Raw genomic sequence first — 21,858 nt, forward strand, 5'->3', positions numbered from 1 at the left:
TGGCTCCGGGCCGTCTCAATGGCTCGGGGTGGCGCTGGACGACGTGGTGAACCGGTCGAAGAAGATGCGTTCGCTCTCGAAGCCGTTCATGAACAGGACCGGCTGCAGCGCATCGATCATGGGCGGAGGACCGCAGGCGTAGACGTCGCCCTGCCCGTCGACCGCCAGTTGCTTGAGCTTGGCATCGACGCTCTGGTGGACGAAACCGCGCTCGCCGTCCCACGCCTCGCCATTCACATGCGACAGCACCGGGATGAAGTTCAGCTCCGGATGGCGGCCGGCAAGCTCGGCGATCCTGTCAAGATAGAACAGGTCGGTGGGGGTCCGCGCGCCGTAGAAGAAGAACACGTCCCGCTTCTCGCCGCTCTTCAGGTGATCGTTGAGGATCGACCAAACCGGCGACATGCCGGAGCCGGCGCCGACCAGGATCAGGGGACCTTGCCGTTCCTCCCGCCGGAAGCAGGTTCCATAGGGTCCGGCGACAGTGACTTCGGCTCCGACGCGGATGCCTCCGGAATCAAGCTCTCCGGAGAACTTTCCTTCGGGATATTTCTTGATGATGAAGGAAAGTTTTTGGGTTTGGTCCGGCGTATTTGCCATGGAGAACGAGCGCGTAATCGTCTCCCCTTTTTGCGTGGTGACCGTGATGTCGACATATTGCCCAGCCCAGAATTTTATCGGCGAGCCGAGCTCGATCTCGATGCCGCGGATGTCATGGGTCAGATGTTCGAATTTTGAGATCCGGCCTTTGAATGTCTTCACCGCGATTGATTTCGCCAGCACCTCCTCGTCGTAGTTGAGAAGCTCGACATGCATGTCGGAATAGGCGATGGACCGGCACAACAGGATGTGCCCGGTATCCTTCTCCGTGTCGTTGAGGGCGAAGGTTGAGTATTTTAGCATGTCGACCTCGCCTTCGAGCAGCACGCATTTGCAGGCCGAGCATTGCCCTTCCTTGCAGCCATGCGGCAGCGCAATGCCTTGGCGGAATGCCGCGTTCAGGACCGTCTCGCCGTTTTCGACCTCGAACTCGACGCCGACCGGCTCCAGGCGCACGGTGTGAGCACCAGTCATCGATAACCTCCCAATTCCTCTCCGGCCCGTCCGCAGGACAGGAGATGGCCTTCCTCTGGAATGTCGCGGGGGTCGGAACCCGGCCCCCGCGCTCGTATGGTCAGTTGAAGGGCGTGATCGTGAAGCCGGCCCGATACTCGGCCAGGTGCTTCTCACGATCGGCCGGCGACATGCCGCGAAGCGCCTTGAGCGGCGATCCGAGGATGTTGCCGCGCACGTCGTCGAGCGTCCACTGCTCGTCGGCGCCGAAGCGCAAATGCGGCTGCGGGATCAGCGTCTTGCCATCGGAACGGACGAAGTTGAGGTCCTTGATCGCATCGGCGAGATCCCAGCCGTCATAGAGCGTCTCCCACTCGCGCTTGCCGCTGAAGCGGCCCATCGCGGGCGTCGGACGGCCTTGATACTCGTCGGCGAAGGCTTCGACAGCGGTCCAGCGGTCGAGCTCGTGGGCGAAGGTATGCAGCTGCCCGTCGATCTCGTCGACCACGATGTCCTCGCGGATCAGGCAAGGCACGAGGCAGGACCAGCAGCGGTGCGGATAGACGTAACCGACATCGCTGTTGAACAAGAGCACCTTCTCGCCCTTGTGGCTGAGCTTGGCATACCATTTCCAGAAGTCGCCGAACTCGGCGTACCAGCCCGGATATTTGTGCTCGAACCACTCGAAGTCCTTGTCGGTCTGAGCCTCGATGCGCCAGAAGTTGACCGGCCAGCCAACCGCGAAGAACTGGCCGACCTTGTGGACGTAGTTCTTCTTGGTGATGCGCTCCCAGGCTGCCTGGACATCGTCATGGTGGATCTTGATGCCGTACTTCTCGAGCGGCAGCATGTAGGTGCGATAGTAGTCTTCGTAGATCCAGCGGTGCCACATCTCCGCGTAGGATTCCTTCGACTTGTCGCGATTGGTGGTGCCGTATTCGATGAAGGTGCCGATTGCGGCATCGACGATGGCGTGGTTCTGCCAGAAGGCGTAGCGCATGTCGCGCTCGAGCAGCAGATGGTTCTCAGGCTCCTTCAGCGCAGCCATAAGCAGCGAGTGGCCGTTGCCGATGTGCCGGCTCTCGTCGGACTGCACCGAAAGGAACACGGTCGGCAGCGCGTAATCGCCGTTGCGGGCGGCCTCCGAGGGCATGGCGACGAAGAGCGTGTTGGTGAACGCCGTCTCAGCCACGACGGTCAGGTACATGCACGCGGCCGTCATCGTGTCGCCGGTGATGAAGCCTTCGCCGAACTGGCGGCCGATGGTCGTCGCATAGCACTTGCCGAAGGCTTCCTCGGTGATGTCGAAGCCCGCCGGATCGATGTAGTTCTCCATGTACCACTTCTTCAGGTTCATCTGGATCGTGGAGTGGCGGAACTCGTCGACCATTTGCATGGTGAAGCCGGTCCTGAGATCCTCGCCCGGCGCCAGCCGCGCCACCATCGCCATCGAACGGGCGGCGGAGATTTCCGGGAAGGGAATGATGGCGAGGAAGAGCTTCATCCATTCCACCCAGCGCGGCTCGACATTGCGGAACATGTCGCCGCGAAGAGCGGCATCGAGCGCGCCATAGACGCGATTGTCCTTCTCCTCCTGCATGGGGAAGTAAGAGCGCAGTACCTGCTTCATCGGATCGCGCGGCGCCTTGGCGATCTTGTAGTCGGTCGGAAACGTCATCGCTTCCTGGACATAGGTCGGGTTCCAACCGAGGTCGGAAATCTTCTTCGTCGCCTCGCCTACGGAAATGCCGCGTTGCGAGGTAATCTTGTTGAGCGTCAAAGACGACATCGTCATAAGCCTCCACCAGGTTTGAGCCGAGGATCCCTTGATCCGGGCGTGAGACGGCAAACAGCGCCGCCAGTGAGAGTGCGAACGGCACGACAAAGGGTTGCGCATTCAGGCGCGACCGACGGCCGGCTGTTCAAGTGGATCGCGGCAAAGGTTTGTGAGGGGTCTGGCGCGGCTCGCTACGCCAACCGCACTTGCGATGGCGTATCGAAGCGGACCTGCTTCCTCCGTTCCTTCGTTCTTTTAGCACCGCGACGAGAGCGCGATGGGCTTCTTATGGAAATAGACAAAGCAAGCGCCGTGCCAGTTTGGAAATAAGGGCGCATCCGGCCGCTGGGAACAACCCACGCGCATTTCGACGGCAGAGATCGCCATCAACTGTAACGTTATTTTACAATTGTAACTTACGGCTGTAATGATTTTCTTCTATTCGCAATCGCAATATATTACTTAGCACCTGCAGCATGCAGAAAAATACACGCCATCTATTAAATTCTTCTGGTCTCTCTATTATTTCAACGTGACGGCCCATGCGGCTCAGCAGGAGAGAGGCTATGCCGAACGACAGGGACAACCGGAGCCGTCCGCCGCCAACATCCGATCTGTCCGACGGCGTTGCCGGCGATCTGGTAAGGCTGATGCCCCGTGATCTGGTGTTTGTCATGCGTTTCATGGGCGAGAGCCAATTGCGCCTGCAGAGCCACTTCCAGAGCTTCATCCGGGCCGAACTTGCGGCCGGCGGCGTCACCGCCGAAACGCATCCGATGATCCATCTGTTCATCGAGAGCCACGCCATCCTGCTGCGCGACTTCGTATTTTCCGGCGTTTCGCTGTCGCGCCAGTTCCGCGTCGAAGAAATCGAGCGCCTCACCGGGGACACGACTGCGATGATGCGCGTCGACATCTGGGACCAGCTCAAGAGCCACATCGAGACGGCCGAAAAGCAGTTCCAGTCACAGGCCGGCACACTGCCCGGGCTGCTGGCGGCATTCGAGCAACCGCCAGGTCCGGTGCCTGGAAACGAAAAGTGACAGGAGGGTCCGATGGGGCAAACCGAAAGCCGTGACGCGCTGCTCGCCCGCCGCCTCGATCTCGTCGCGAGCGTCTGCGCGCTCACCGCCGAGGCGCAGCGTCTCAACCAGAAACTTGCCGGCGTCGAGATGGATGTGCTGCGCCTGGAACTCGAGATCGGCAGACGCGGCACGAACGCGCAACTGGTGCAGGACTTGCATGAAGCCGAGGAGAGTGCCGCGGCATTCAGGAACGCATGCACGGCGTGCGAGGAACGTATCGCGGCCGCCGAAGGTGACATTGACGATGTCGACCGTCGCCTGGCGAAGACCGTGAACTGACGAAGGGAGTGGCCATGAACCAGCACGCGATACAGAACCTCACCTTGTTCGACCTGCTGGCGAGAAGCTGGTGCCGTCCATCGGCGATCGCCGATCTGCGCTTCAGCGCCGATGGCTCGACCGTCGCCTTCACGTGCATCGACGGAACGGTTGCCATAGCGGCAGTCGCGGACCAGGAACCGCCGGAGCAGCGGATCAGGGTGAGCGGCGATCTCGGCCAAACGACGATCCGCCCAAGGGAAAAGCCGCCGGTGCCACTGGTAGCGACCGCCGTTCTGGCTGATGGCGATGTTCCGCTCGCAAGCTACCTTGGGTCCGACTTTCTCGTCGGGACGGCGGCCGGCGATGTGGCCCGGCTGAACGCGGACGGCTCTGTGATGGAGACGCTGGTCAAGATCGCCGGACCTGCCGTCGCAATCGACTATAGTCCTCGGACGGGCATGGTGGCCGTCAGCAGCGGGCAGGACATCTTTTTGGCGCGCGGCGGGATCGAAGCAGTGAGGCTGCAACGCGACGCGCCACCATCCACGGACGCGCTTGCCTTCTCACCAGACGGGAGGAGGCTTGCCTGTGGTCAGGAGCACGGGTTGTCGACCTGGATGGTCGAAGGCGAGCCCACCCCGATGCGCGATTTCGCCTTTTCAGCGCACCCGATGTCAATTTGCTGGAGTGGCGACGGCGCCTGGCTGGCCTGTGGGCTCGAAACCGGAGGCCTTGCTCTGGTCAGCGCAAGTGATGACCGAACTGCAATCGTGGCGGGATTTCCATCGTCAGTCCGGACGGTATGCTGGAGCGCGCCGGGGGACGCGCTGTTTGCGTCGGGCGCATTCCGGATTGCCGGCTGGTCGATGACCGCGCCGCCACTTGACGGCGAAACCTCCGGCGCTCTGGAGACGGGCCGCGCCGGGTTAGTTCCGGTCGAGGCCGTGGCCGCCCATCCGCAGAAGAAACTGATTGCGGCCGGCTATGCCAACGGTCGGATCACCGTCGCCCAGATCGGAACGCGGGACGAACTCCTCGTCAGACCCCTGGGCAGCGCGGTGACCGCGCTTGCTTGGTCCGGCGACGGACGGCACCTGGCGCTAGGCGCCGTCGACGGTACCGCCGCGATCATCACCTTTCCCGCCCAGATGTTCAAATAGGCCAATACGGGCCGCAAGCGACAGGAGAAGAAGGATGCAGACCGAACTTACCCCTGAGGACAAGAGCAAGGATGAATTCTTCGAACGGCTCGCCAAACTGTCGGAAGAAATGGTCGCCAAGCACGGTAAGGATTTCAGCATGGGCGCGCTGGTGCTGGCTGCCCGCTGGATTGCGGAGAACCGTGTCGGTCAATTGAAGACCAATTGACCATCAAGACGCTCGTGACAGGTCGCGCTCCAACATCAGCTCCTCGAAATTCGCTGGAAAGATCGAAACAGCCTATTGTCTCGAAAGGTGCTATGCCGACCAAACTTCCGAAGCGGCGGATCGAGGGGGGTTCGAGCCAACGTTTTGGGCCATATCTAAAAACATAAAGATATCAATGTATTACAGTGATATTTTGGTAGGCCCGGAAGATGTCCGAATGTTGTTGATTTCCTTGGCTTTTTGTGGGCCGAAGTCGGACGACTTCCCGTATCGTTCCGTATGGTTCCGCGAGCAACCCAGAGAGTACCTGCGGAATCCTCCATCGCAGCGTCCTTGAGCGTAGGAGGTTCAAATCATGGACGCGCTTGAGGATAGTGTTCGGTCAGGCCTCGCGCTTTGGCAAGTTCACCGTCCGAGGAGATTCTTCTCGACGGTTTTGAGATGAGTCAGCATCGCTGTCTTGGCGCCATCCGGATCGCGACAAACCAGAGCGTCCAGAAGTACTTGATGCTCCCGGCAATACGCTTGGCGCCGCTCTTCCGAAAACGAGCGCTTCTTCATCTCGAACCAGGGTGACTGGTTGCGGATGGCACGCATCAGGTTGTGGATCTCTTTGAGGAAGTCGTTGCGGCAGCAGGCGAACACCCGGTGGTGGAATTCGGCGTCCCAATGCTCGAAATCCGGCATGTCGCTGGCCTCGCATGCGGCCTGATGCGCTTCACGAACGGCATTCAACTCGGTTGCGCTGGCATTTGTCGCGGCAAACGCGGCCGCGGCCGGTTCGAGCAGTTGCCTTATTTCCATCATGTCGGCCGGGCTGGTTCCCTCCATGCGCGAGACCATCGCCGGGATTGAGGTCGGATCGGTCGCGGTCAGAAAGGTGCCGCGCCCGACATGCCGGACGACAGTCCCGTCCTCCTCCAGGAAGCCGACGGCACGGCGCACCGTGTTGCGCGCGACGCCGAATTCTGCGGCGAGGTCGCGTTCGGGCGGCATGCGGCCGTCCTGGAACCATTCGCCTGCGGAAATCCGCTTCTTCAGCATTGTGGCAATATCGTTGGCGACGAGTTTCGGCATTTGTGAACGGCTTTATCTGATCCAATATTGAGCCAATGTAGCTGACCAATTGCCCCTTGGTCTAGTGCTTTAAACAAAGAACCCGACGCCAGCGGGTTTTTCGCATCAGAATTCCCTTGAAGGGTGAACCAATAAGCGATAGCGTGTAGCGAAAGAGCCAATATTGGTTCAAAAAAGGCTCAGGGAGGATGGAATGCGGGTCGCGACCTTTTCGATGGCCGGCGAACGTCGCGTCGGCCTTGTCGACCTCGAAGCGCAGACAATCGCCCCTTTCGATTTTCCCGTCGACCAGGTCAGCACCGGCATTCTCGCTTTGATCGAGCGCAACGGATCCGGCCTGCCGCGCACGCTGTCGCCGGTCCCACTGGCGCAGGTGGAGATCGAGGCGCCGATCCCGCAGCCGCGCCGTAACATCTTCTGTGTCGGCAAGAATTACCATGAGCATGCGCATGAGTTTGCCCGCTCGGGCTTCGATTCCAGCGCCGGCGCTGGCGCGATCCCCAAGCATCCGATTATCTTTTCCAAAGTGCCGGAATCGGTCGTCGCCAACCATGCCAGCGTGCTGATTGATCCCTCGGTCTCGACTGCGATAGACTATGAGGCGGAACTCGCCGTCATCATCGGCAAGGGCGGGCGCGGCATATCGAAAGAAAACGCGCTCGATCATGTCTGGGGCTACACTATTGTCAACGACGTGACCGCCCGCGACCTGCAGGGCAAATATAGTCAGTGGCTGATCGGCAAATCGCAGGACACATTCTGTCCGATGGGTCCGTGGGCGGTGACTAGGGACGAACTCGACCTGGAGACCGCCGGCATCCGTTGTTTCGTCAACGAGGATCTGCGCCAGGATTCGCGCATCTCCCTGCTGATCTTCGACATCCCGACCATCATCGCCACGCTGTCGCAAGGCATCACCCTGAAGCCCGGCGACATCATCGCCACCGGCACGCCGGTCGGCGTCGGCATCGGCTTCGACCCGCCGAAATATCTTAAGCCCGGCGACGTCGTGCGCATCGAGATCGACGGCATCGGCACGCTGGAGAACCGCTTCGTGGAGAGGCCCCAATGACGACCGTGACTGTCGGCCAGGTCGTCGCAGAGGTCGTCGGCGAAGGCGCCGCCGTGGTGATGATCCACGGCCTTGGCGGAACCTCGAACATGTTCCAGCCGCAGATAGGCGCGCTCTCCGGCTACCGCATCGTCCGGATCGACCTGCCGGGCTCGGGCCGTTCGCCGCGCCCGATCGAGCCGCTGACCATCGAGGGGATGAGCGAAGCCGTGATCCGCGCCATGGCCGGCATGGGCGTAACCTCGGCGCATTTCGTCGGCCATTCGATGGGCACCATCGTATGCCAGCAGATCGCCGCGATGCAGCCGGCGCTGGTCGCCTCGCTGACACTGTTCGGCGCCCTTGCCGAACCGGCCGAAGCGACCCGGCAAGGCCTGGCCAACCGGGCGCGCCTGGCGCGCTCCGGCGGCATTTCTGACATAGCCGATCAGATCGTCGCCAACGCGATTTCAGCCCATACGCGAGAAACATCGCCCGCGGCAGCGGCGTTCGTGCGGGAATCAATTACGCGCCAGGATGCCGAATCCTATGCCCGCACCTGCGAGGCGCTGGCAAAAGTCACCGCCGTCGATGCGCGCCGGATTTCCGCGCCGACCCTGCTCGTCACCGGTGACGCCGACACGGTCAATCCGCCGGGCGTCGCCCAGGCGCTTGCCGACAAGATCAAGGGAGCCGTATTCTCGTCGATCGATCGGTGCGGACACTGGGCCACGGTAGAAAGTCCGCGCGAGAGCAGCTCGAAGCTCGCCGATTTTTTGAGACGGGTTGATAGGTGAGGATTTCGCATCGGGCGTAGAATTCTACGTTCGGCAAGTTGGGAGGCTTGTTATGGCAGACGACAGCTGGACCGGAAACGGATCGAGCGGCACGCTCTTCACCAATGTGCGCGTGCTCGACGCCACTGGTGAATATCCCTACACCGGCGAGGTACTGGTGCAGGGCAACCGTATCAAGCAGATCACCAAGGGCTCGTCGCGCTTCGGTTCGTCCTCGTCGTCTTCCTATAGCGGCGGCGCAACCGTGATCGACGGGATGGGCGCGACGCTGATGCCCGGCATGATCGACGCCCATCTGCATCTGTCCTGGAACAACGCCCCCGGCATCGATCCCATCCAGATGATGGAGATCGAGGAGCACATGCTGGTCACCATGGAGATGGCCAAGCTGGTGCTGGACGCCGGTTTCACCGCCGGACGGGGGGCGGCCGCAGCCAAGCCGCGGCTCGACGTCGTCGCCAAGAAATTCATCAACCAGGGCCGGTTTCCAGGACCGCGTTATCTTGCGGCCGGACCGGAGATCACGACGGTCGGGGGCCTCGGCGATTCCGCGCCCTCGCATATTCCGCACGAGGGGCTCAATCTCGGCATCGTGGTATCCGGACCGGAGGAAATCCGCCGCACGGTGCGCCAGTTGATCAAGTACGGCGTCGATTCGATCAAGCTCAACCTCTCCGGCGAAAGCATCACCGGCATGGGCGCGGAGGAAACTCCGATGTCCGAGGAGGAGGTCGCGATGGCCGCTTCCGAGGCGCGCTGCCGCAACAAGGTGCTGTCGGCGCATGCCCGCTCTTCCGGGTCGGTCAAGCAGTGCGTCCGCCACGGCATCCAGAACATCTACCACGCTTCCTTCGCCGACGAGGAAGCCCTCGACATGCTGGAAGCGGTCAAGGACAAGCATTTCGTTGCGCCCGGCATCGCCTGGCTGATCAATACCGCGCGTTATGCCGAGCAATGGGGCATCAAGCCCGGCTCGCCGCTGTCGCTTGAATATGAGCGCGAGCTGGAAATGTGCATCGACACGATGAAGAAGATGCACCGGCGCGGCATCCGCGTGTGCATCGGCGGCGACTACGGCTTCGCCTGGACGCCGCAGGGCACCAACGCCAAGGATATCCAGACCTTCGTCGAGATGCTCGGTTTCTCGCCGATGGAGGCGATCCAGGCCGGCACCAAATATGGTGGGCAGATCATGGGCATGGGCGACGAGCTCGGCCTGATCAAGGAAGGCTATCTGGCAGACATCCTCTTGATCGACGGCGATCCGATTGCGGACGTGCGGATCCTGCAGGACAAGAACCGCATCCTCGCCATCATGAAGGACGGCAAGTTCCACAAGGCGCCGCGCTTGAACGAGCAGCGCCGGCGGCTGACCGCATGAGCATACTCGACCAGCCATCGTCCTCGTCATTGTCTGGCGGCGGCATGACGCGCCGCCAGGCCTGGGGTCTGGTCGGCCTGCTGGCCGTCGCGGCGGTCGCCTGGCTGGTCTTCGCCGTCTGGCCCGCCTGGCTGAACGCGATCCTGATCTCCAAGAAGGCGTTCGTCAGCGCCATCCTCAACGGACTGACGCTGGCCGGCCTCTATTTCTTGGTCGCCAGCGGGTTCACCCTGATCTTCGGTCTGATGCGCAACATCAACCTGGCGCATGGTTCGCTCTATCTGCTCGGCGCCTATATCGGTTACGAAGTCACAAGCCGCACCGGCTATTGGCTGCTCGGTGTCGCTGCCGGCTTCGCCCTGCTCGCCATCATCGGCGTCGTCATGCAGGTTTTCATCTTCCGCCGCCTGGAGGGCGACGACCTCAGACAGACCCTGGTGACCATCGGCATCTCTATCGTCGCCGCCGACCTGATGCTGGCGGTCTGGGCCGGAGGCACCTACCAGATCGCCACGCCGGAATGGCTCGACGGCGCCTTGACCTTGCCGGTCATCACAGCGGTGCGTTCGAACGGCGCCACGGTCTTCCTTACCTATCCGCTCTACCGCGTGGTCGTGCTGGTGGCGGCGATCGTCATCGGGGTCGCGCTCTGGCTGATGCTCAACAAGACGCGCGTCGGCATGATGATCCGCGCCGGCGTCGACGACCGCGCCATGCTGTCGGCTTCCGGCGTCAACGTGCATGCGGTGTTCGCTGTCGTCTTTGCGGTCGGCGCCGGACTTGCCGGCTTCGCGGGCGTGGTCGGCGGGTCGGCGCTCTCGGTCGCGCCGGGCGAGGACGTGCGCTATTTGCTTGCCTCGCTGGTTGTGGTCATCGTCGGCGGCATGGGTTCCATCACCGGCGCGGCGATCGGGGCGTTGCTCATCGGGCTGGCCGAGCAGATCGGCCTCGTCTACTTCCCGACCTATGGCGTGGTGCTCACCTTCGTCATCATGGTGGTGACGCTGGCCGTGCGGCCGCAAGGCATCATGGGGAAGGCACGATGAGCCTGGCCACAGCCGCCGACGGCGCAGCGCCGCAGCAGAACTGGCTGGACAAGATCGGCTCGGGTCACGTCATCCTTGCCGTCGCGCTGCTTCTCTATCCCCTGGTGGCGTCGGATTTCTTCCTGACGCAGATCGCCGGCTATTCGATGATCTTTGGCGTGCTTTCGCTGTCGCTGATGCTGCTGGCAGGTTATGGCGGAATGCTCAGCCTGGCGCAGATCACGGTCGCCGGCATCGCCGCCTATGCCGTCGCCATCCTCGGCAGCAACAATTCCAACGTACTGGGTTTCGGCTGGCCCTGGTGGATCGTCGTTCCCTTCGCGGTCGCCGCGGCGGCGGTGTCGTCGGCGCTGATCGGCTGGATCTCGGTGCGCACGGAAGGCATCTACACGCTCATGATCACGCTGGCGATCGCGACGGCGACCTTCTACTTCGCCCAGCAGAATTACGCGATCTTCAACGGCCATTCCGGCTATGCCGGCATCCACGCGCCGGTGTTCTGGGGCATCAACTGGCGGGACCCGAAACCCTTCTATTACCTCTGTCTCGGCCTTGCGATGCTGTCCTACGCGGCGGTGCTCTACGGCTCCCGCTCCACATTCGGCATGACCTTGCAGGCGATCCGTGACAACCCGCGCAGGATGCGGGCGCTCGGCTACCATGTCACCGCGCACAAGGTCTTCGCCTGGTTCCTGGCCGGCGTCCTTGCCGGGCTGGCGGGCGTGCTTCTGGTCTGGTTCAACGGACGCGTCTCGCCCGGCACGATCGGCGTCGACGTGGCGATCGACATCCTGATCATCGCCGTCATCGGCGGCCTGCGCCATCCGATCGGGCCGTTCGTCGGCGCGATCGTCGTCATACTGATGCAGACCTTCGCCATCGACATCGTCGGCGCCGAGCGTTTCAACACGCTGATCGGCCTGGTGTTCCTGGTGATCGTCTTCATCTCGCCGGACGGAATTCTTGGGTTGTGGGGGAGGATCAAGCCACATCTTGCCCAGGAGTCCTTGCGCGCCGGCCCCTAGCGGCCGACGCGGATGAAGCACTGCAGATCAATGCAATTCAATGGGAGGAACCGAGGATGCATAGACGTACACTTCTGGCCCTGGCGCTGTTCACCGGGCTGACCGCGCCTTCGATGGCGCTCGCCGCCGACGACGCGATCAAGATCGGCCTGCTGGCCACCTTCGAAGGGCCGTTCACGGTGCTCGGCGAGGATGGCGAACGCGGCGCCATGACGGCCGTCGCAGAGACCAACGGTACGGTCGCCGGCAAGAAGATCGAGATCGTCAAGGGCTCGTCCGACGCCTCGCCCGACAGCGCCGTGCGCGCGGCGCGCAAGCTCGTCGAGCAGGACGGCGTGAAGGTGCTGGTCGGTCCGCTTTCGGGCGATGAAGGCCTCGCCGTCAAGGATTATGCCAAGACCAAGCCGAACGTGACGTTCATCAATGGCACCTCGGCCGCGCAGGACACGACGCTGCGCAATCCGGCCGAGAACTTCTTCCGCTTCTCGACCGACGGCGCGCAATGGATGGCCGGCCTCGGCACCTATGCCTTCAACGACAAGGGCTACAAGAAGGTCGCCACGGTCGCCGAGGATTACTCTTTCCCCTACACGCAGGTCTTTGGCTTCATGGCCGAGTTCTGCAAGGCCGGCGGCCATGTGCCGTCGAAATCCTGGGTGCCGATCGGCAACAAGGATTTCTCCTCCGTCATCGCGGCGATCCCCGAGGATGTCGACGCCATCTATGTGGCGCTCGGCGGCGCCGATGCCGTCAACTTCCTGACCCAGTACCAGCAGGCCGGCGGCTCGGCTCCGCTGATCGGCGGCTCGATCACCGTCGACCAGACCGTGCTGACCTCGAAAGGCAAGCTGCGCGACGTGCTCAAGGGCACGCCCTCGGCTGGGCCGACGGCCGACACCAATGACGCGCCGGCGTGGAAGGCGTTCGTCGACGCCTACAAGAAGCAGCCGGGCGCTTTCCCCTCGCCCTCGCTCTTCGCCCATGGCTACTATGTGAACATGAAGGCGGCGCTGCTGGCGCTCGACCAGGTCGGCGGCGACCTTTCCGACAGCGGCAAGAAATTGCGCGAGGCCTTGTCGAAACTGTCCTTCGACACGCCGACCGGCAAGGTGTCGCTCGACAAGAACCGCAACGCCGTCGCCGACATCTTTCTGACCGAGGTCACCGAAGGTTCGGACGGCAATCTCCTGAACAAGCTTGTCAAGGTCGTGCCGCAGGTCAACCAGACGCTCGGCATTTCCGAGGACGAGTTCATGAAGCTGGGAGCTGTCAACCGCGACAATCCGAGCTGCCCGTAACGGCACGCGCTAAGAGCATCGTCAGTGACCGAAAACCTGGCCGCGAACCGTCTGCAGAGCTCCGGCGCCTACGCGCTGGAGCTCGATGGCGTAGCGCGGCATTTCGGAGCGCTGGTGGCGCTCTCGGGCGTCGACATGCGGATCGCGGCCGGCGAGCGGCGCGCGGTCCTCGGCTCCAACGGCGCCGGCAAGACCACGCTGTTCAACGCCGTGACAGGCGACTTCCTGCCGACCGCCGGACGCATCCGCTTCTTCGGCGAGGACATCACCGACCTGCCGCCGCATGAGCGCATCCGGCGCGGCCTGCGCCGCACATATCAGATCTCGCAGCTGTTCAAAGGCTTGTCGGTTCTCGATTCCATCTTTCTCGCCTGCCGCGGCGTCTCGCGCCGGCGATTTTCGCTGTTGAGACCCGCCGCCGCCGACGTCAACATGGTGCAGGCGCGGTCGATCCTCGAGGCGGTCCATCTCGAAGCTCATCGCGACGCCCTGGTGGCGACGCTCAGCCACGGCCAGCAGCGCCAGATGGAAATCGCGCTGGCGCTTGCCGGCGCGCCGCGCTTCATCCTGTTCGACGAGCCGGCGGCGGGTCTTTCGCCGACCGAGCGGCGCGATCTCGTCGCTATCCTCAACGCGCTGCCGAAGCATATCGGCTTCATCATCATCGAGCACGATCTCGACGTCGCGCTGCGTGTGGCCGACTACGTGTCGATGATGCACAACGGGCATCTGTTCAAGGAAGGCACGCCGCAGGAAATCGAGGCCGATCCGGAGGTCCAGCAGATCTATCTCGGAGGCAAGCATGGCTGAACGCTCCGCCGGCAAAAGCGCCAGGGCGGTGCTGAAGATAGAAGACCTCCAGGTCTTCTATGGCGAAAGTCATGCGCTGCAGGGGATTTCGCTGACGCTGGAGAGCGGCGTGCTCTCCGTGGTCGGCCGCAACGGCATGGGCAAGTCGACGCTGTGCAACACCATCGTCGGATTGAAGCGGGCGAAGTCCGGCTCGATCCGCGTCGACGGCCGCGAGATCACCGCGCTCGAGCCGCACGAGATCCATCGCCTCGGCATCGGCTATGTCCCGCAAGGACGACGCGTCTGGCCGAGCCTGACGGTCGACGAGCATCTGCGCCTTGCCGCCGGGAACCGGCGCGACGCGAGCTGGACCGTCGAGCGCGTCTACCAGACCTTCCCGCGCCTGGCAGAGCGCCGTCACCACGGCGGATCGCAGCTCTCGGGTGGCGAGCAGCAGATGCTCGCCATCTCGCGCGCCCTGCTCAGCGATCCGAAGCTTCTGGTGATGGACGAGCCGACCGAAGGCCTGGCGCCGATCATCGTCGACCAGGTCGAGAAGATGCTGATCGACCTTGCCGCCGAAGGCGAGATGGCGGTGCTCGTGATCGAGCAGAATATCGGCGTCGCGACCGCCATCTCCAGCCAGGTCGCGATCATGGTCAATGGCCGGATCAACCGGCTGATGGACGCGGCCGCGCTTGCCGCCGACCGCGAGCTGCAGCAACGCCTGCTCGGCGTCGGACGCCACGCCGAGGAAGCGCCAGTCACGCCGACGGAAGCGGCGCAGGCAAAGGAGCAGCTGGCGGCCGTCTATCGCGTCGAACGCGCGGCGGTCGGATCGATCGATCCGCTGGCGCGCGACGGCGTCTACCGGCCTGTCACCCAATTGCCCAACCGCTGGAACGTGCCAGTCACCGAATTGAGGCAGGCGGCCGTCTCGAAGAACCTTCCGCAGGAAGACCCTAAGAAGATCTTTGCCATGCCCTTTGCCGAGCGCATCGGCAGAACGGTGCTGGTCGCGGGCACCTTCGACACCAAAGGCAAGGAGCTGCGTTTCATCGCAGAGCGCCTGAAATCCCTCGGCGTTCCGGTCCGCACGGTCGACCTGTCGACATCGGGGAAGCCGGCGAGCGCGGACGTGCCCGCCATGCAAGTTGCCGGCATGCACCCGCGCGGATCCTCGGCGGTCTTCACCGACGATCGCGGCGGCTCGGTCAGCGCCATGGCGGAGGCTTTCACGCGCTGGATCGAGCGGGAGCCGCGCATCGGCGGCGTCATCTCGGCGGGCGGCTCCGGCGGCACGACACTGGCGACGGCTGGCATGCGGGTCCTGCCTGTCGGCATCCCCAAGCTGATGGTCTCGACGGTGGCGGCAGGCGATGTCGCCAAATATGTCGGCGGCGCCGACATCATGATGTTCCATTCAGTCGCCGATGTTCAGGGGCTGAACTCCATCACCGAGCAGGTGCTTGCCAATGCCGCCCACGCCATGGCCGGCATGGTCGCGCAACTGCCCGGCGCCGAGGCGTGGGAAGCAAAGCGCAAGCTGGCGCGACCGGCCGTCGGCATCACCATGTTCGGCGTCACCACGCCCGCCGTGCAAGCAGTGACGAAGCGGCTCGAAGCCGATTATGACTGCCTCGTCTTTCACGCCACCGGCATCGGCGGCCGCGCCATGGAAAAGCTCGGCGACTCGCGCCTGCTGTCGGCCTTCCTCGATCTCACCACGACCGAAGTGGCCGACATGATCGTCGGCGGCGTCTTCCCCGCCACAGAGGATCGTTTCGGGGCGGCAATCCGCACAAGGCTGCCCTATGTCGGCTCGGCCGGCGCGCTGGACATGGTCAATTTCGGTCCGCGCGAGACGGTGCCGGAAAAGTTCCGCGGCCGCAAATTCGTCATTCACAATCCGAACGTCACGCTGATGCGCACGACCCGCGACGAGAACAGCGCCTTCGGCGAATGGATCGGCGCGCGGCTCAACGCGATGGATGGGCCTGTACGCTTCCTGCTGCCCGAGGGCGGCGTCTCGATGCTCGACGCGCCCGGCCAGCCCTTTCACGACCCGGAAGCCGACAACGCCTTGTTCGAGGCTATCGAGAAGACGGTGCGCCAGACGCCGCTGCGCCATATCGAGCGGGTGCGCGCCAACATCAACGACACGCCTTTCGTCGATGCGGTGATCAGCGCTTTCCACGCGATCGGCCCAAAGCTGCAGAGGCGGGCATGAAGAATTGGACTTTGCCTGACGGCGGACGGATCTTTGAATTGGTGCCGGGCGCCTGGCGCTGACCGGATTGTGTAGGGGAGAATAAATCATGGACGCGCAGAGCTTTGGCGCTTTCCTGTTGTGGCTGATCGTTGCCGCGGTCGTCGTGGTGATCGCCGTCTACATCCTGCGGTGGCTCTATCGCCGCTCGACGAAGGAGACGGCGTTCGTGCGCACCGGCTTCCTGGGCGAGAAGGTGGTGGTGAACGGCGGCGCCTTCGTCATCCCCGTCCTGCACGAGATCACCCCTGTCAATATGGGTGTGCTGCGCATCGAGGTTCGCCGCGAGGACGCGCTGGCGCTGATCACCAGGAACCGCATGCGCGTCGACCTCATCGCCGAGTTCTTCGTCCGCGTCGGCGCGAGCCGCGAGCTCGTTGCCGCCGCGGCGCAGACGCTCGGCCGCCGCACGCTGCAGCCCGACAGCTTGCGCGAATTGCTGGAAGGCAAGTTCGCCGGCGCCATGCGCACCGTCGCCGCGCAGATGACGCTGGAAGAGATGCATGAGCTGCGTGGCGACTATGCCGACAAGGTCCGCGCGCTTGCCTCGGACTCGCTGGCCGCCAACGGGCTCGAGCTGGAGAGCGTCGCCATCGTCGACCTTGACCAGACCAGCCTCGAATATTTCGATCCCTCCAATGCCTTCGATGCCGAAGGCCTGACGCAGCTGACAGAATCCATTGAGACCAGGCGCCGCATGCGCAACGAGATTGAGCAGCGCACCCTGGTCGATATCCGCAACCAGAACCTCGACACGCAGCGCAAGGTGCTGGAGATCGAGCGCGACACGGAATATGCGCGGCTGGAACAGGAGCGCGAAGTGGAGATCCGGCGCGCGGCGCAGCGCTCCGAGCTCGCCAGGGAACGGGCCGTGCGGGACCAGGAGGCCGAACAGGCGCAGCTTTCCGCGCGCGAGGCGGTCGAGAAATCGCGCCTCGCCCAGGAGCGCAGCATCACCGAGGAACGCATCCGCAGCGAGGAAGACACGCAGCGCCGCGAGATCGCGCGCCGCCGCGCGCTCGACGAGGCCGAGATGAAGATGCGCGAACTGACCGAGCGCGAGCAGATCGCTCTCGGACTTTCGCTGGAGAAGGCGCGCATCGAGCGCGAGGGCACGCAGAGCGGGCTTGAGATCGAGCGCAAGAAGTCGCTCGAGATCGCCGAGCTCGAACGCCAGATCGCGCTCGCCGAAAAGGCGCTCGAAGTGACCAGGGCGGAGGCGGAGAAGCGCCGCGCCGAGATCGTCGAGAACCAGGCGACCGAGACCGCGCGGATCGAGCAGGAGCGCGCGGTCGACGAGGTGCGGATCGCCAGGGAGCGCCACCTCGAAGCGCTGCAAATCGCCAAGCGGCAGGCCTTCGAGGAAGCCGAGATCTCGGCCGGCGAAGAGGTCGAGCGGGCCCGCATCACCACCGAGCGCGGCATAGAGGAGGCGCGCCTCATCAAGGAACGGGACCTGCGGCAGCTCAGCGTCGACCGCGACCAGAAGATCGAGATTGCCGAAATCCAGAAGGCTATCGACATCGCCAAGAAGACACAGGAACGCTCCTCGGCAATCGCCGCTTCGGAGGCCGTCCGCGCCAAGGCCATCCAGGCCGAGGAACAGGCCCTGACCGCGCGCGAGCGCGAGATCGCCGAGCGCCGCAAGCTGACCGATCTGATCGGCGCGCAGCGCGAGGCCGAGCGCGAGGCACTGCGCATCACCGCCGCCGCCGATGCCGAGATGAAGGCGGCAAAGAGCCTGGCCGAAGCGCAGAAGATCGCGGCGCTCGCCGCCGCCGAGGCGGAGAAGATCCATGCGCTCGCGGCAGCCCAGCGCTACGAGGTCGACGCAACTGGCCATCGCCAGCTCAACGAAGCGGAAAACCTGTTGTCGAGCGAAGCCCGCGCCGGCCGCCTGCGCAGCAAGCTGCTTGAGCACATGGAAGGCATCATCCGCGAGAGCGTCAAGCCGATGGAGAAGATCGACGGCATCAAGATCCTGCATGTCGACGGCATCAATGGCGGCGCGGGCGGCAACCGCAACGTCACCGATGAAGTGATCGATTCCGCGCTGCGCTACCGGGTACAGGCGCCCATGATCGATAATCTGATGAAGGACATCGGCATCGAGGGCGGCTCGCTCGGCCGCATGACCGACGTGCTGCGCGACGCCAAGGACATTTCCAGCCTGACCCGCGACAAGAAGGGTAAAGGCAAACCCGCCAAGGACGATGATGACGACCGCGATCACTGATGGGATGATCATGCGGCTCGAAATATCGACGGCTTGCCAGAAATGACCAAGGTCTATGTCTCCTCCGTCATCCCGGCGCCGGCGGCGGAGGTGTGGAAGCTGGTGCGTAACTTCAACGGTTTGCCGGGCTGGGCGCCGTTCGTCGGCGAGAGCCGCATCGAGCAGAATGCACAGGCCGACCAGATCGGGTGTATCCGGAATTTCACGCTCAAGGACGGCGGACGCGTCCGTGAGCGATTGCTGGCGCTGTCGGACTACGACCTGTCCTGCAGCTACGCCATCCTGGAAAGCCCGATGGCAGTGGAGAATTATGTCGCCACGTTGTCGCTGACGCCGGTCACCGACGGCAATCTGACCTTGGCCGAATGGCAGGCGGAGTTCGACTGCGCCCCCGACCGCGAGGCGGCTCTGATGCATCAGATCGGCAATGGCGTGTTCCAGACCGCCTTGACCGCGCTAAAACACCGGTTCAGGCGCTGACGCCAGCCGATGGTCAAGCTTTGCCAGAGCACGATCATCGATGCGCCGGTCGACGCCGTCTGGGAGATCCTCCGCGACTTCAACGGCCATGACCGCTGGCATCCGGCAATCGCCTTCAGCGAGATCGTAGGCGGCGAGCCTGTCGATGCCGTCGGCGCGGTGCGTCACTTCCGGCTGAACAATGGCGGCGAATTGCGCGAGCAATTGCTGGCGCTGTCCGACAAGGACCGGCGACTGAGCTATTGCCTGCTCGAAGCGCCGCTGCCGCTGATGGGCTATGTCGCATCGATCCGGTTGAAGCCGGTGACCGACGGCGATGCCACCTTCTGGGAATGGCGGTCCGAGTTCGACCCGCCGGCACATCGCCGCGACGAGCTGGTCAAGCTGGTCAGCGAAGGCATCTATCAGGCCGGCTTCACGGGGGTACGCAATCTTCTGAAACGCCGAAACCCCGGCATGCCGATCGGGCCGTCTCCGGTAATGGCCGTGACGCCCTCGCCCGCCAGCACGCCCCGCATCGCGCCAATGGCTGCCGCAAGCCATGTCGAGACGACCCGCGCGATCCTTGTCAAGCGCTATGGCGGACCGGAAGTGCTGGAGCTCAGGGAAATCGCCCTGCCGCCGCCGGCGTCCGGTGAGGTGCGGGTCCGCCATACAGTGATCGGCGTCAATTTCATCGACGTCTATTGCCGCACCGGCTTTTTCGATCTCCTGCAGTTGCCCGGCGTGCCGGGCATGGAGGCGGCAGGTATCGTCGAAACAATCGGCTCGGCCGTATCGGGCGTCTCGGTCGGCGATCGTGTTGCCTATGCCTGCCCTCCGATCGGCGCTTACTGCGAGCGCCGCAACATGGCGCCGGACCTTCTGGTCAAATTGCCGGATGACATCTCGGACGAAATCGCCGCCGCCGGCCTACTAAAGGGCGTGACCGCCAGCTTTCTCCTGCACGACGTCCACGCTGTTAAACCCGGATCGGTTGTGCTCATTCATGCAGCAGCAGGTGGCGTCGGCCAACTACTGGTGCAATGGGCTTGCCACCTCGGCGCGACGGTGATCGCCACTGTCTCGAACGATGACAAGGCCCAGATCGTGACCCGGCTCGGAGCTCACCACACAATCGTCTATTCTAGAGACAATTTCGCCGAGTCGGTGATGCGGCTGACGGAGGGCAAAGGCGCGGATGTCGCCTATGATGCCGTCGGCAATGACACCTTTGGCGGATCGCTGGCAGCGCTCGGTGTCCGAGGACACCTTGTTAGTTTCGGCCAAGCCTCCGGGCCCGTGGGAAATTGGGATATTGGGCGGTTTTCGTCAAAATCGATTACCATTTCCCGTCCCAACTATGCACACTATACGGATAGCCCAGATAAACTTGATCCCCACATCAAACGGCTTTTCGCAGCTCTGCGACAGGGTGTAATTAGGATTGCGCCTCCCAAGACGTACAATCTGGGGGCGGCGGCACAGGCTCATCGAGATCTGGAATCTCGATTAACAACCGGCGCGCTTGTCATAAAGGCGTAAGCTTAGTTGCCGCTATCGGCCGGTTAGCTTGCTCGCGCTCCCGTTTCGCGTGGTCTACCTATGATTTGCTGCGACGCTATATGCCGACCTCAAAACGCGAAAAACCGTCCCGGTTAGACTGAGACGGTTATTGATTTATGATAGATCTGGTTGCGGGAAGGCGCAGCATTGTATCGTCCATAAGAAAAATAGGCCATCTGTGGGCCGCGGCGACAGTGCCCGAGCCGGGCGGCTTTGCGCCGCCAATCGGAAATAGAGGCACCTCAATGCTTTCCCGGAAACGGACATTTCACCGTGACTGGTGGCGATTGAGATAACGCTCGGCAAATACGATCGGACCATCCTGGTTTGCGGCACCGGCATCGGCGTCTGCATCTCGGCTAACAAGGTGCCGGGCATCCGCGCGGCGCTGACCCACGATACGTATTCGGCCGAACGCGCCGCGCTCTCCAACAACGCCCAGATCATCACCATGGGTGCGCGCGTGATTGGCACGGAATTGGCGAAAGCCATCGCCGATGGGTTCCCCAAGGAGACATTCGATCCGCAGGGCCGGTCGGCCCGGCAATGTCGCCGCGATCGACCAGATCGACGCAAAGTACAACGCCCGATGAGCCCTTCAAGCACCTGATCGAGGGCGTCAGAGCCTCGCTCGGCGGCGCCAGATCGAAGCCGTTCGAGAATCAGAGACAAAACCACCGGATCCTCATTGCCTATAAAGAAGGGTTAGGCGGCTTTCATGGCGTTGCAGATTTCTTCCACCAGCATGGCGGCCGAAATCGAGCCCGGGTCCGGGTGGCCCAAAGAACGCTCGCCGAGACGTGCGGCGCGGCCGACGGTTGCGACCATGTTGCGTGTCGCTTCTGCTCCCTGCTGGGCTGCTGCGACTATGGCATCGGCACTCTGACCGTCCACTGCGGTGTCTGCGGCCGGCCCCCAGGCATCGAGCATTGTCTTCTGGCCGGGTTCGGCCTTGCCACGCTGGGCGATGCCATCGCGCATCGCCACAATAATCGTCCGCAACTCAGCTCTCGGCATGGCTGCGCGTGAACCCGCCGCCTTGCCGGCGCGCAGAAGGGCGGTTGCGTAGAGTGGCCCTGAGGAGGCGCCGACTGCATTGAGAAAGCCCTTGGCAGCGGCATTGAAGACGTCCTGCAGCGTGCCTTCGGCCGCTTGCGCCGCATCGGCCGCAGCCTTCATGCCTTGCTCCATGGCGATGCCGTGATCGGCATCGCCGATCACCCCGTCAAGCGCGCATAGCCTGTCGCGCTCGGCCGCCATCCGCTGCGAGAAGGCGCGAAGAAGGGCTCTCAAATCCCCGATCGTGAACTCCATCTC

19 protein-coding genes and 1 pseudogene are annotated in these 21,858 nt (G+C 63.2%); 16 read left to right on the top strand and 4 right to left on the bottom strand.

Annotation, left to right across the window (positions count from 1 at the left end; translation table 11 throughout):
- Positions 1-15 precede the first annotated feature (15 nt).
- Positions 16-1,074 (bottom strand): NADH:ubiquinone reductase (Na(+)-transporting) subunit F, encoded by a 1,059-nt coding sequence (locus LB535_RS00430; RefSeq protein ID WP_140839155.1) that lies wholly within the window; start codon positions 1,072-1,074, stop codon positions 16-18.
- A gap of 100 nt (positions 1,075-1,174) precedes the next feature.
- The gene (locus tag LB535_RS00435; RefSeq protein ID WP_224600592.1) at positions 1,175-2,848 is read right to left on the bottom strand and encodes an aromatic/alkene/methane monooxygenase hydroxylase/oxygenase subunit alpha; all 1,674 of its coding nucleotides are present in this window, start codon (positions 2,846-2,848) and stop codon (positions 1,175-1,177) included.
- A 548-nt stretch (positions 2,849-3,396) separates the two neighbouring features.
- Here LB535_RS00435 and LB535_RS00440 point away from each other — a divergent pair.
- From LB535_RS00440 to LB535_RS00455, 4 genes are read left to right on the top strand one after another with little or no spacing between them, the layout of a single operon-like run.
- A complete protein-coding gene (locus LB535_RS00440) occupies positions 3,397-3,873 on the top strand; it encodes a hypothetical protein (protein ID WP_224600591.1) in 477 nt (158 codons plus the stop codon).
- Between the two features lie 12 nt (positions 3,874-3,885).
- Positions 3,886-4,194, top strand: a complete 309-nt coding sequence (locus LB535_RS00445; RefSeq protein WP_140839161.1) for a hypothetical protein — start codon at positions 3,886-3,888, stop codon at positions 4,192-4,194.
- Between the two features lie 14 nt (positions 4,195-4,208).
- Entirely contained in the window at positions 4,209-5,336 is a 1,128-nt protein-coding gene (locus tag LB535_RS00450) for a WD40 repeat domain-containing protein (RefSeq protein ID WP_224600590.1), read from the top strand.
- A gap of 34 nt (positions 5,337-5,370) precedes the next feature.
- Positions 5,371-5,544, top strand: a complete 174-nt coding sequence (locus tag LB535_RS00455; RefSeq protein ID WP_181174704.1) for a hypothetical protein — start codon at positions 5,371-5,373, stop codon at positions 5,542-5,544.
- Between the two features lie 405 nt (positions 5,545-5,949).
- Here the strand turns inward: LB535_RS00455 and LB535_RS00460 are convergent, their stop codons facing one another.
- Complete coding sequence (locus LB535_RS00460) at positions 5,950-6,621, bottom strand: FadR/GntR family transcriptional regulator (RefSeq protein WP_224630788.1); 672 nt, start codon at positions 6,619-6,621, stop codon at positions 5,950-5,952.
- Between the two features lie 193 nt (positions 6,622-6,814).
- On the opposite strand from LB535_RS00460, the gene LB535_RS00465 reads away from it, so the two are divergent.
- The 12 genes and pseudogenes from LB535_RS00465 to LB535_RS00520 form a co-directional block, all read left to right on the top strand.
- Positions 6,815-7,693: a fumarylacetoacetate hydrolase family protein gene (locus LB535_RS00465; RefSeq protein WP_224630789.1), complete on the top strand. Its 879-nt coding sequence runs from the start codon at positions 6,815-6,817 to the stop codon at positions 7,691-7,693.
- Positions 7,690-8,469: an alpha/beta fold hydrolase gene (locus LB535_RS00470; RefSeq protein WP_224630790.1), complete on the top strand. Its 780-nt coding sequence runs from the start codon at positions 7,690-7,692 to the stop codon at positions 8,467-8,469. The genes LB535_RS00465 and LB535_RS00470 overlap by 4 nt, the downstream gene beginning before the upstream one ends.
- Before the next feature lie 52 nt (positions 8,470-8,521).
- Positions 8,522-9,850, top strand: coding sequence for a metal-dependent hydrolase family protein (locus LB535_RS00475; protein WP_224630791.1), 1,329 nt, complete (start codon positions 8,522-8,524; stop codon positions 9,848-9,850).
- On the top strand, positions 9,847-10,896 hold the full coding sequence (locus LB535_RS00480; RefSeq protein ID WP_411969510.1) for a branched-chain amino acid ABC transporter permease: 1,050 nt from the start codon (positions 9,847-9,849) through the stop codon (positions 10,894-10,896). Before LB535_RS00475 ends, LB535_RS00480 begins: the two co-directional genes overlap by 4 nt.
- On the top strand, positions 10,893-11,921 hold the full coding sequence (locus tag LB535_RS00485; protein ID WP_224630792.1) for a branched-chain amino acid ABC transporter permease: 1,029 nt from the start codon (positions 10,893-10,895) through the stop codon (positions 11,919-11,921). Before LB535_RS00480 ends, LB535_RS00485 begins: the two co-directional genes overlap by 4 nt.
- Positions 11,922-11,977: 56 nt before the next feature.
- Positions 11,978-13,219, top strand: coding sequence for an ABC transporter substrate-binding protein (locus tag LB535_RS00490; protein WP_224630793.1), 1,242 nt, complete (start codon positions 11,978-11,980; stop codon positions 13,217-13,219).
- Between the two features lie 24 nt (positions 13,220-13,243).
- Positions 13,244-14,029: an ABC transporter ATP-binding protein gene (locus tag LB535_RS00495; RefSeq protein ID WP_224630794.1), complete on the top strand. Its 786-nt coding sequence runs from the start codon at positions 13,244-13,246 to the stop codon at positions 14,027-14,029.
- Entirely contained in the window at positions 14,022-16,241 is a 2,220-nt protein-coding gene (locus LB535_RS00500; RefSeq protein WP_224630795.1) for an ABC transporter permease, read from the top strand. The genes LB535_RS00495 and LB535_RS00500 overlap by 8 nt, the downstream gene beginning before the upstream one ends.
- A gap of 88 nt (positions 16,242-16,329) precedes the next feature.
- Positions 16,330-18,516: a flotillin family protein gene (locus tag LB535_RS00505; protein ID WP_224630796.1), complete on the top strand. Its 2,187-nt coding sequence runs from the start codon at positions 16,330-16,332 to the stop codon at positions 18,514-18,516.
- A 42-nt stretch (positions 18,517-18,558) separates the two neighbouring features.
- On the top strand, positions 18,559-18,996 hold the full coding sequence (locus LB535_RS00510; protein WP_224630797.1) for an SRPBCC family protein: 438 nt from the start codon (positions 18,559-18,561) through the stop codon (positions 18,994-18,996).
- Between the two features lie 9 nt (positions 18,997-19,005).
- The gene (locus LB535_RS00515; protein ID WP_224630798.1) at positions 19,006-20,520 is read left to right on the top strand and encodes an SRPBCC family protein; all 1,515 of its coding nucleotides are present in this window, start codon (positions 19,006-19,008) and stop codon (positions 20,518-20,520) included.
- Between the two features lie 322 nt (positions 20,521-20,842).
- Positions 20,843-21,134, top strand: a pseudogene (locus LB535_RS00520) (RpiB/LacA/LacB family sugar-phosphate isomerase); the annotation flags it as partial.
- 112 nt (positions 21,135-21,246) lie between these two features.
- On the opposite strand, the gene dhaL reads toward LB535_RS00520, so the two are convergent.
- Positions 21,247-21,855: a dihydroxyacetone kinase subunit DhaL gene (gene dhaL / locus LB535_RS00525; RefSeq protein ID WP_224629263.1), complete on the bottom strand. Its 609-nt coding sequence runs from the start codon at positions 21,853-21,855 to the stop codon at positions 21,247-21,249.
- Between the last annotated feature and the right edge of the window lie 3 nt (positions 21,856-21,858).

The organism is Mesorhizobium sp. CA10 (assembly GCF_020165285.1).
Taxonomy (GTDB): domain Bacteria; phylum Pseudomonadota; class Alphaproteobacteria; order Rhizobiales; family Rhizobiaceae; genus Mesorhizobium.

Coding starts and splice junctions, on each gene's coding strand:
- LB535_RS00430 (WP_140839155.1), bottom strand. CDS start 1,074: ATGACTGGTGCTCACACCGTGCGCCTGGAGCCGGTCGGCGTCGAGTTC.
- LB535_RS00435 (WP_224600592.1), bottom strand. CDS start 2,848: ATGACGATGTCGTCTTTGACGCTCAACAAGATTACCTCGCAACGCGGC.
- LB535_RS00440 (WP_224600591.1), top strand. CDS start 3,397: ATGCCGAACGACAGGGACAACCGGAGCCGTCCGCCGCCAACATCCGAT.
- LB535_RS00445 (WP_140839161.1), top strand. CDS start 3,886: ATGGGGCAAACCGAAAGCCGTGACGCGCTGCTCGCCCGCCGCCTCGAT.
- LB535_RS00450 (WP_224600590.1), top strand. CDS start 4,209: ATGAACCAGCACGCGATACAGAACCTCACCTTGTTCGACCTGCTGGCG.
- LB535_RS00455 (WP_181174704.1), top strand. CDS start 5,371: ATGCAGACCGAACTTACCCCTGAGGACAAGAGCAAGGATGAATTCTTC.
- LB535_RS00460 (WP_224630788.1), bottom strand. CDS start 6,621: ATGCCGAAACTCGTCGCCAACGATATTGCCACAATGCTGAAGAAGCGG.
- LB535_RS00465 (WP_224630789.1), top strand. CDS start 6,815: ATGCGGGTCGCGACCTTTTCGATGGCCGGCGAACGTCGCGTCGGCCTT.
- LB535_RS00470 (WP_224630790.1), top strand. CDS start 7,690: ATGACGACCGTGACTGTCGGCCAGGTCGTCGCAGAGGTCGTCGGCGAA.
- LB535_RS00475 (WP_224630791.1), top strand. CDS start 8,522: ATGGCAGACGACAGCTGGACCGGAAACGGATCGAGCGGCACGCTCTTC.
- LB535_RS00480 (WP_411969510.1), top strand. CDS start 9,847: ATGAGCATACTCGACCAGCCATCGTCCTCGTCATTGTCTGGCGGCGGC.
- LB535_RS00485 (WP_224630792.1), top strand. CDS start 10,893: ATGAGCCTGGCCACAGCCGCCGACGGCGCAGCGCCGCAGCAGAACTGG.
- LB535_RS00490 (WP_224630793.1), top strand. CDS start 11,978: ATGCATAGACGTACACTTCTGGCCCTGGCGCTGTTCACCGGGCTGACC.
- LB535_RS00500 (WP_224630795.1), top strand. CDS start 14,022: ATGGCTGAACGCTCCGCCGGCAAAAGCGCCAGGGCGGTGCTGAAGATA.
- LB535_RS00505 (WP_224630796.1), top strand. CDS start 16,330: ATGGACGCGCAGAGCTTTGGCGCTTTCCTGTTGTGGCTGATCGTTGCC.
- LB535_RS00510 (WP_224630797.1), top strand. CDS start 18,559: ATGACCAAGGTCTATGTCTCCTCCGTCATCCCGGCGCCGGCGGCGGAG.
- LB535_RS00515 (WP_224630798.1), top strand. CDS start 19,006: ATGGTCAAGCTTTGCCAGAGCACGATCATCGATGCGCCGGTCGACGCC.
- dhaL (WP_224629263.1), bottom strand. CDS start 21,855: ATGGAGTTCACGATCGGGGATTTGAGAGCCCTTCTTCGCGCCTTCTCG.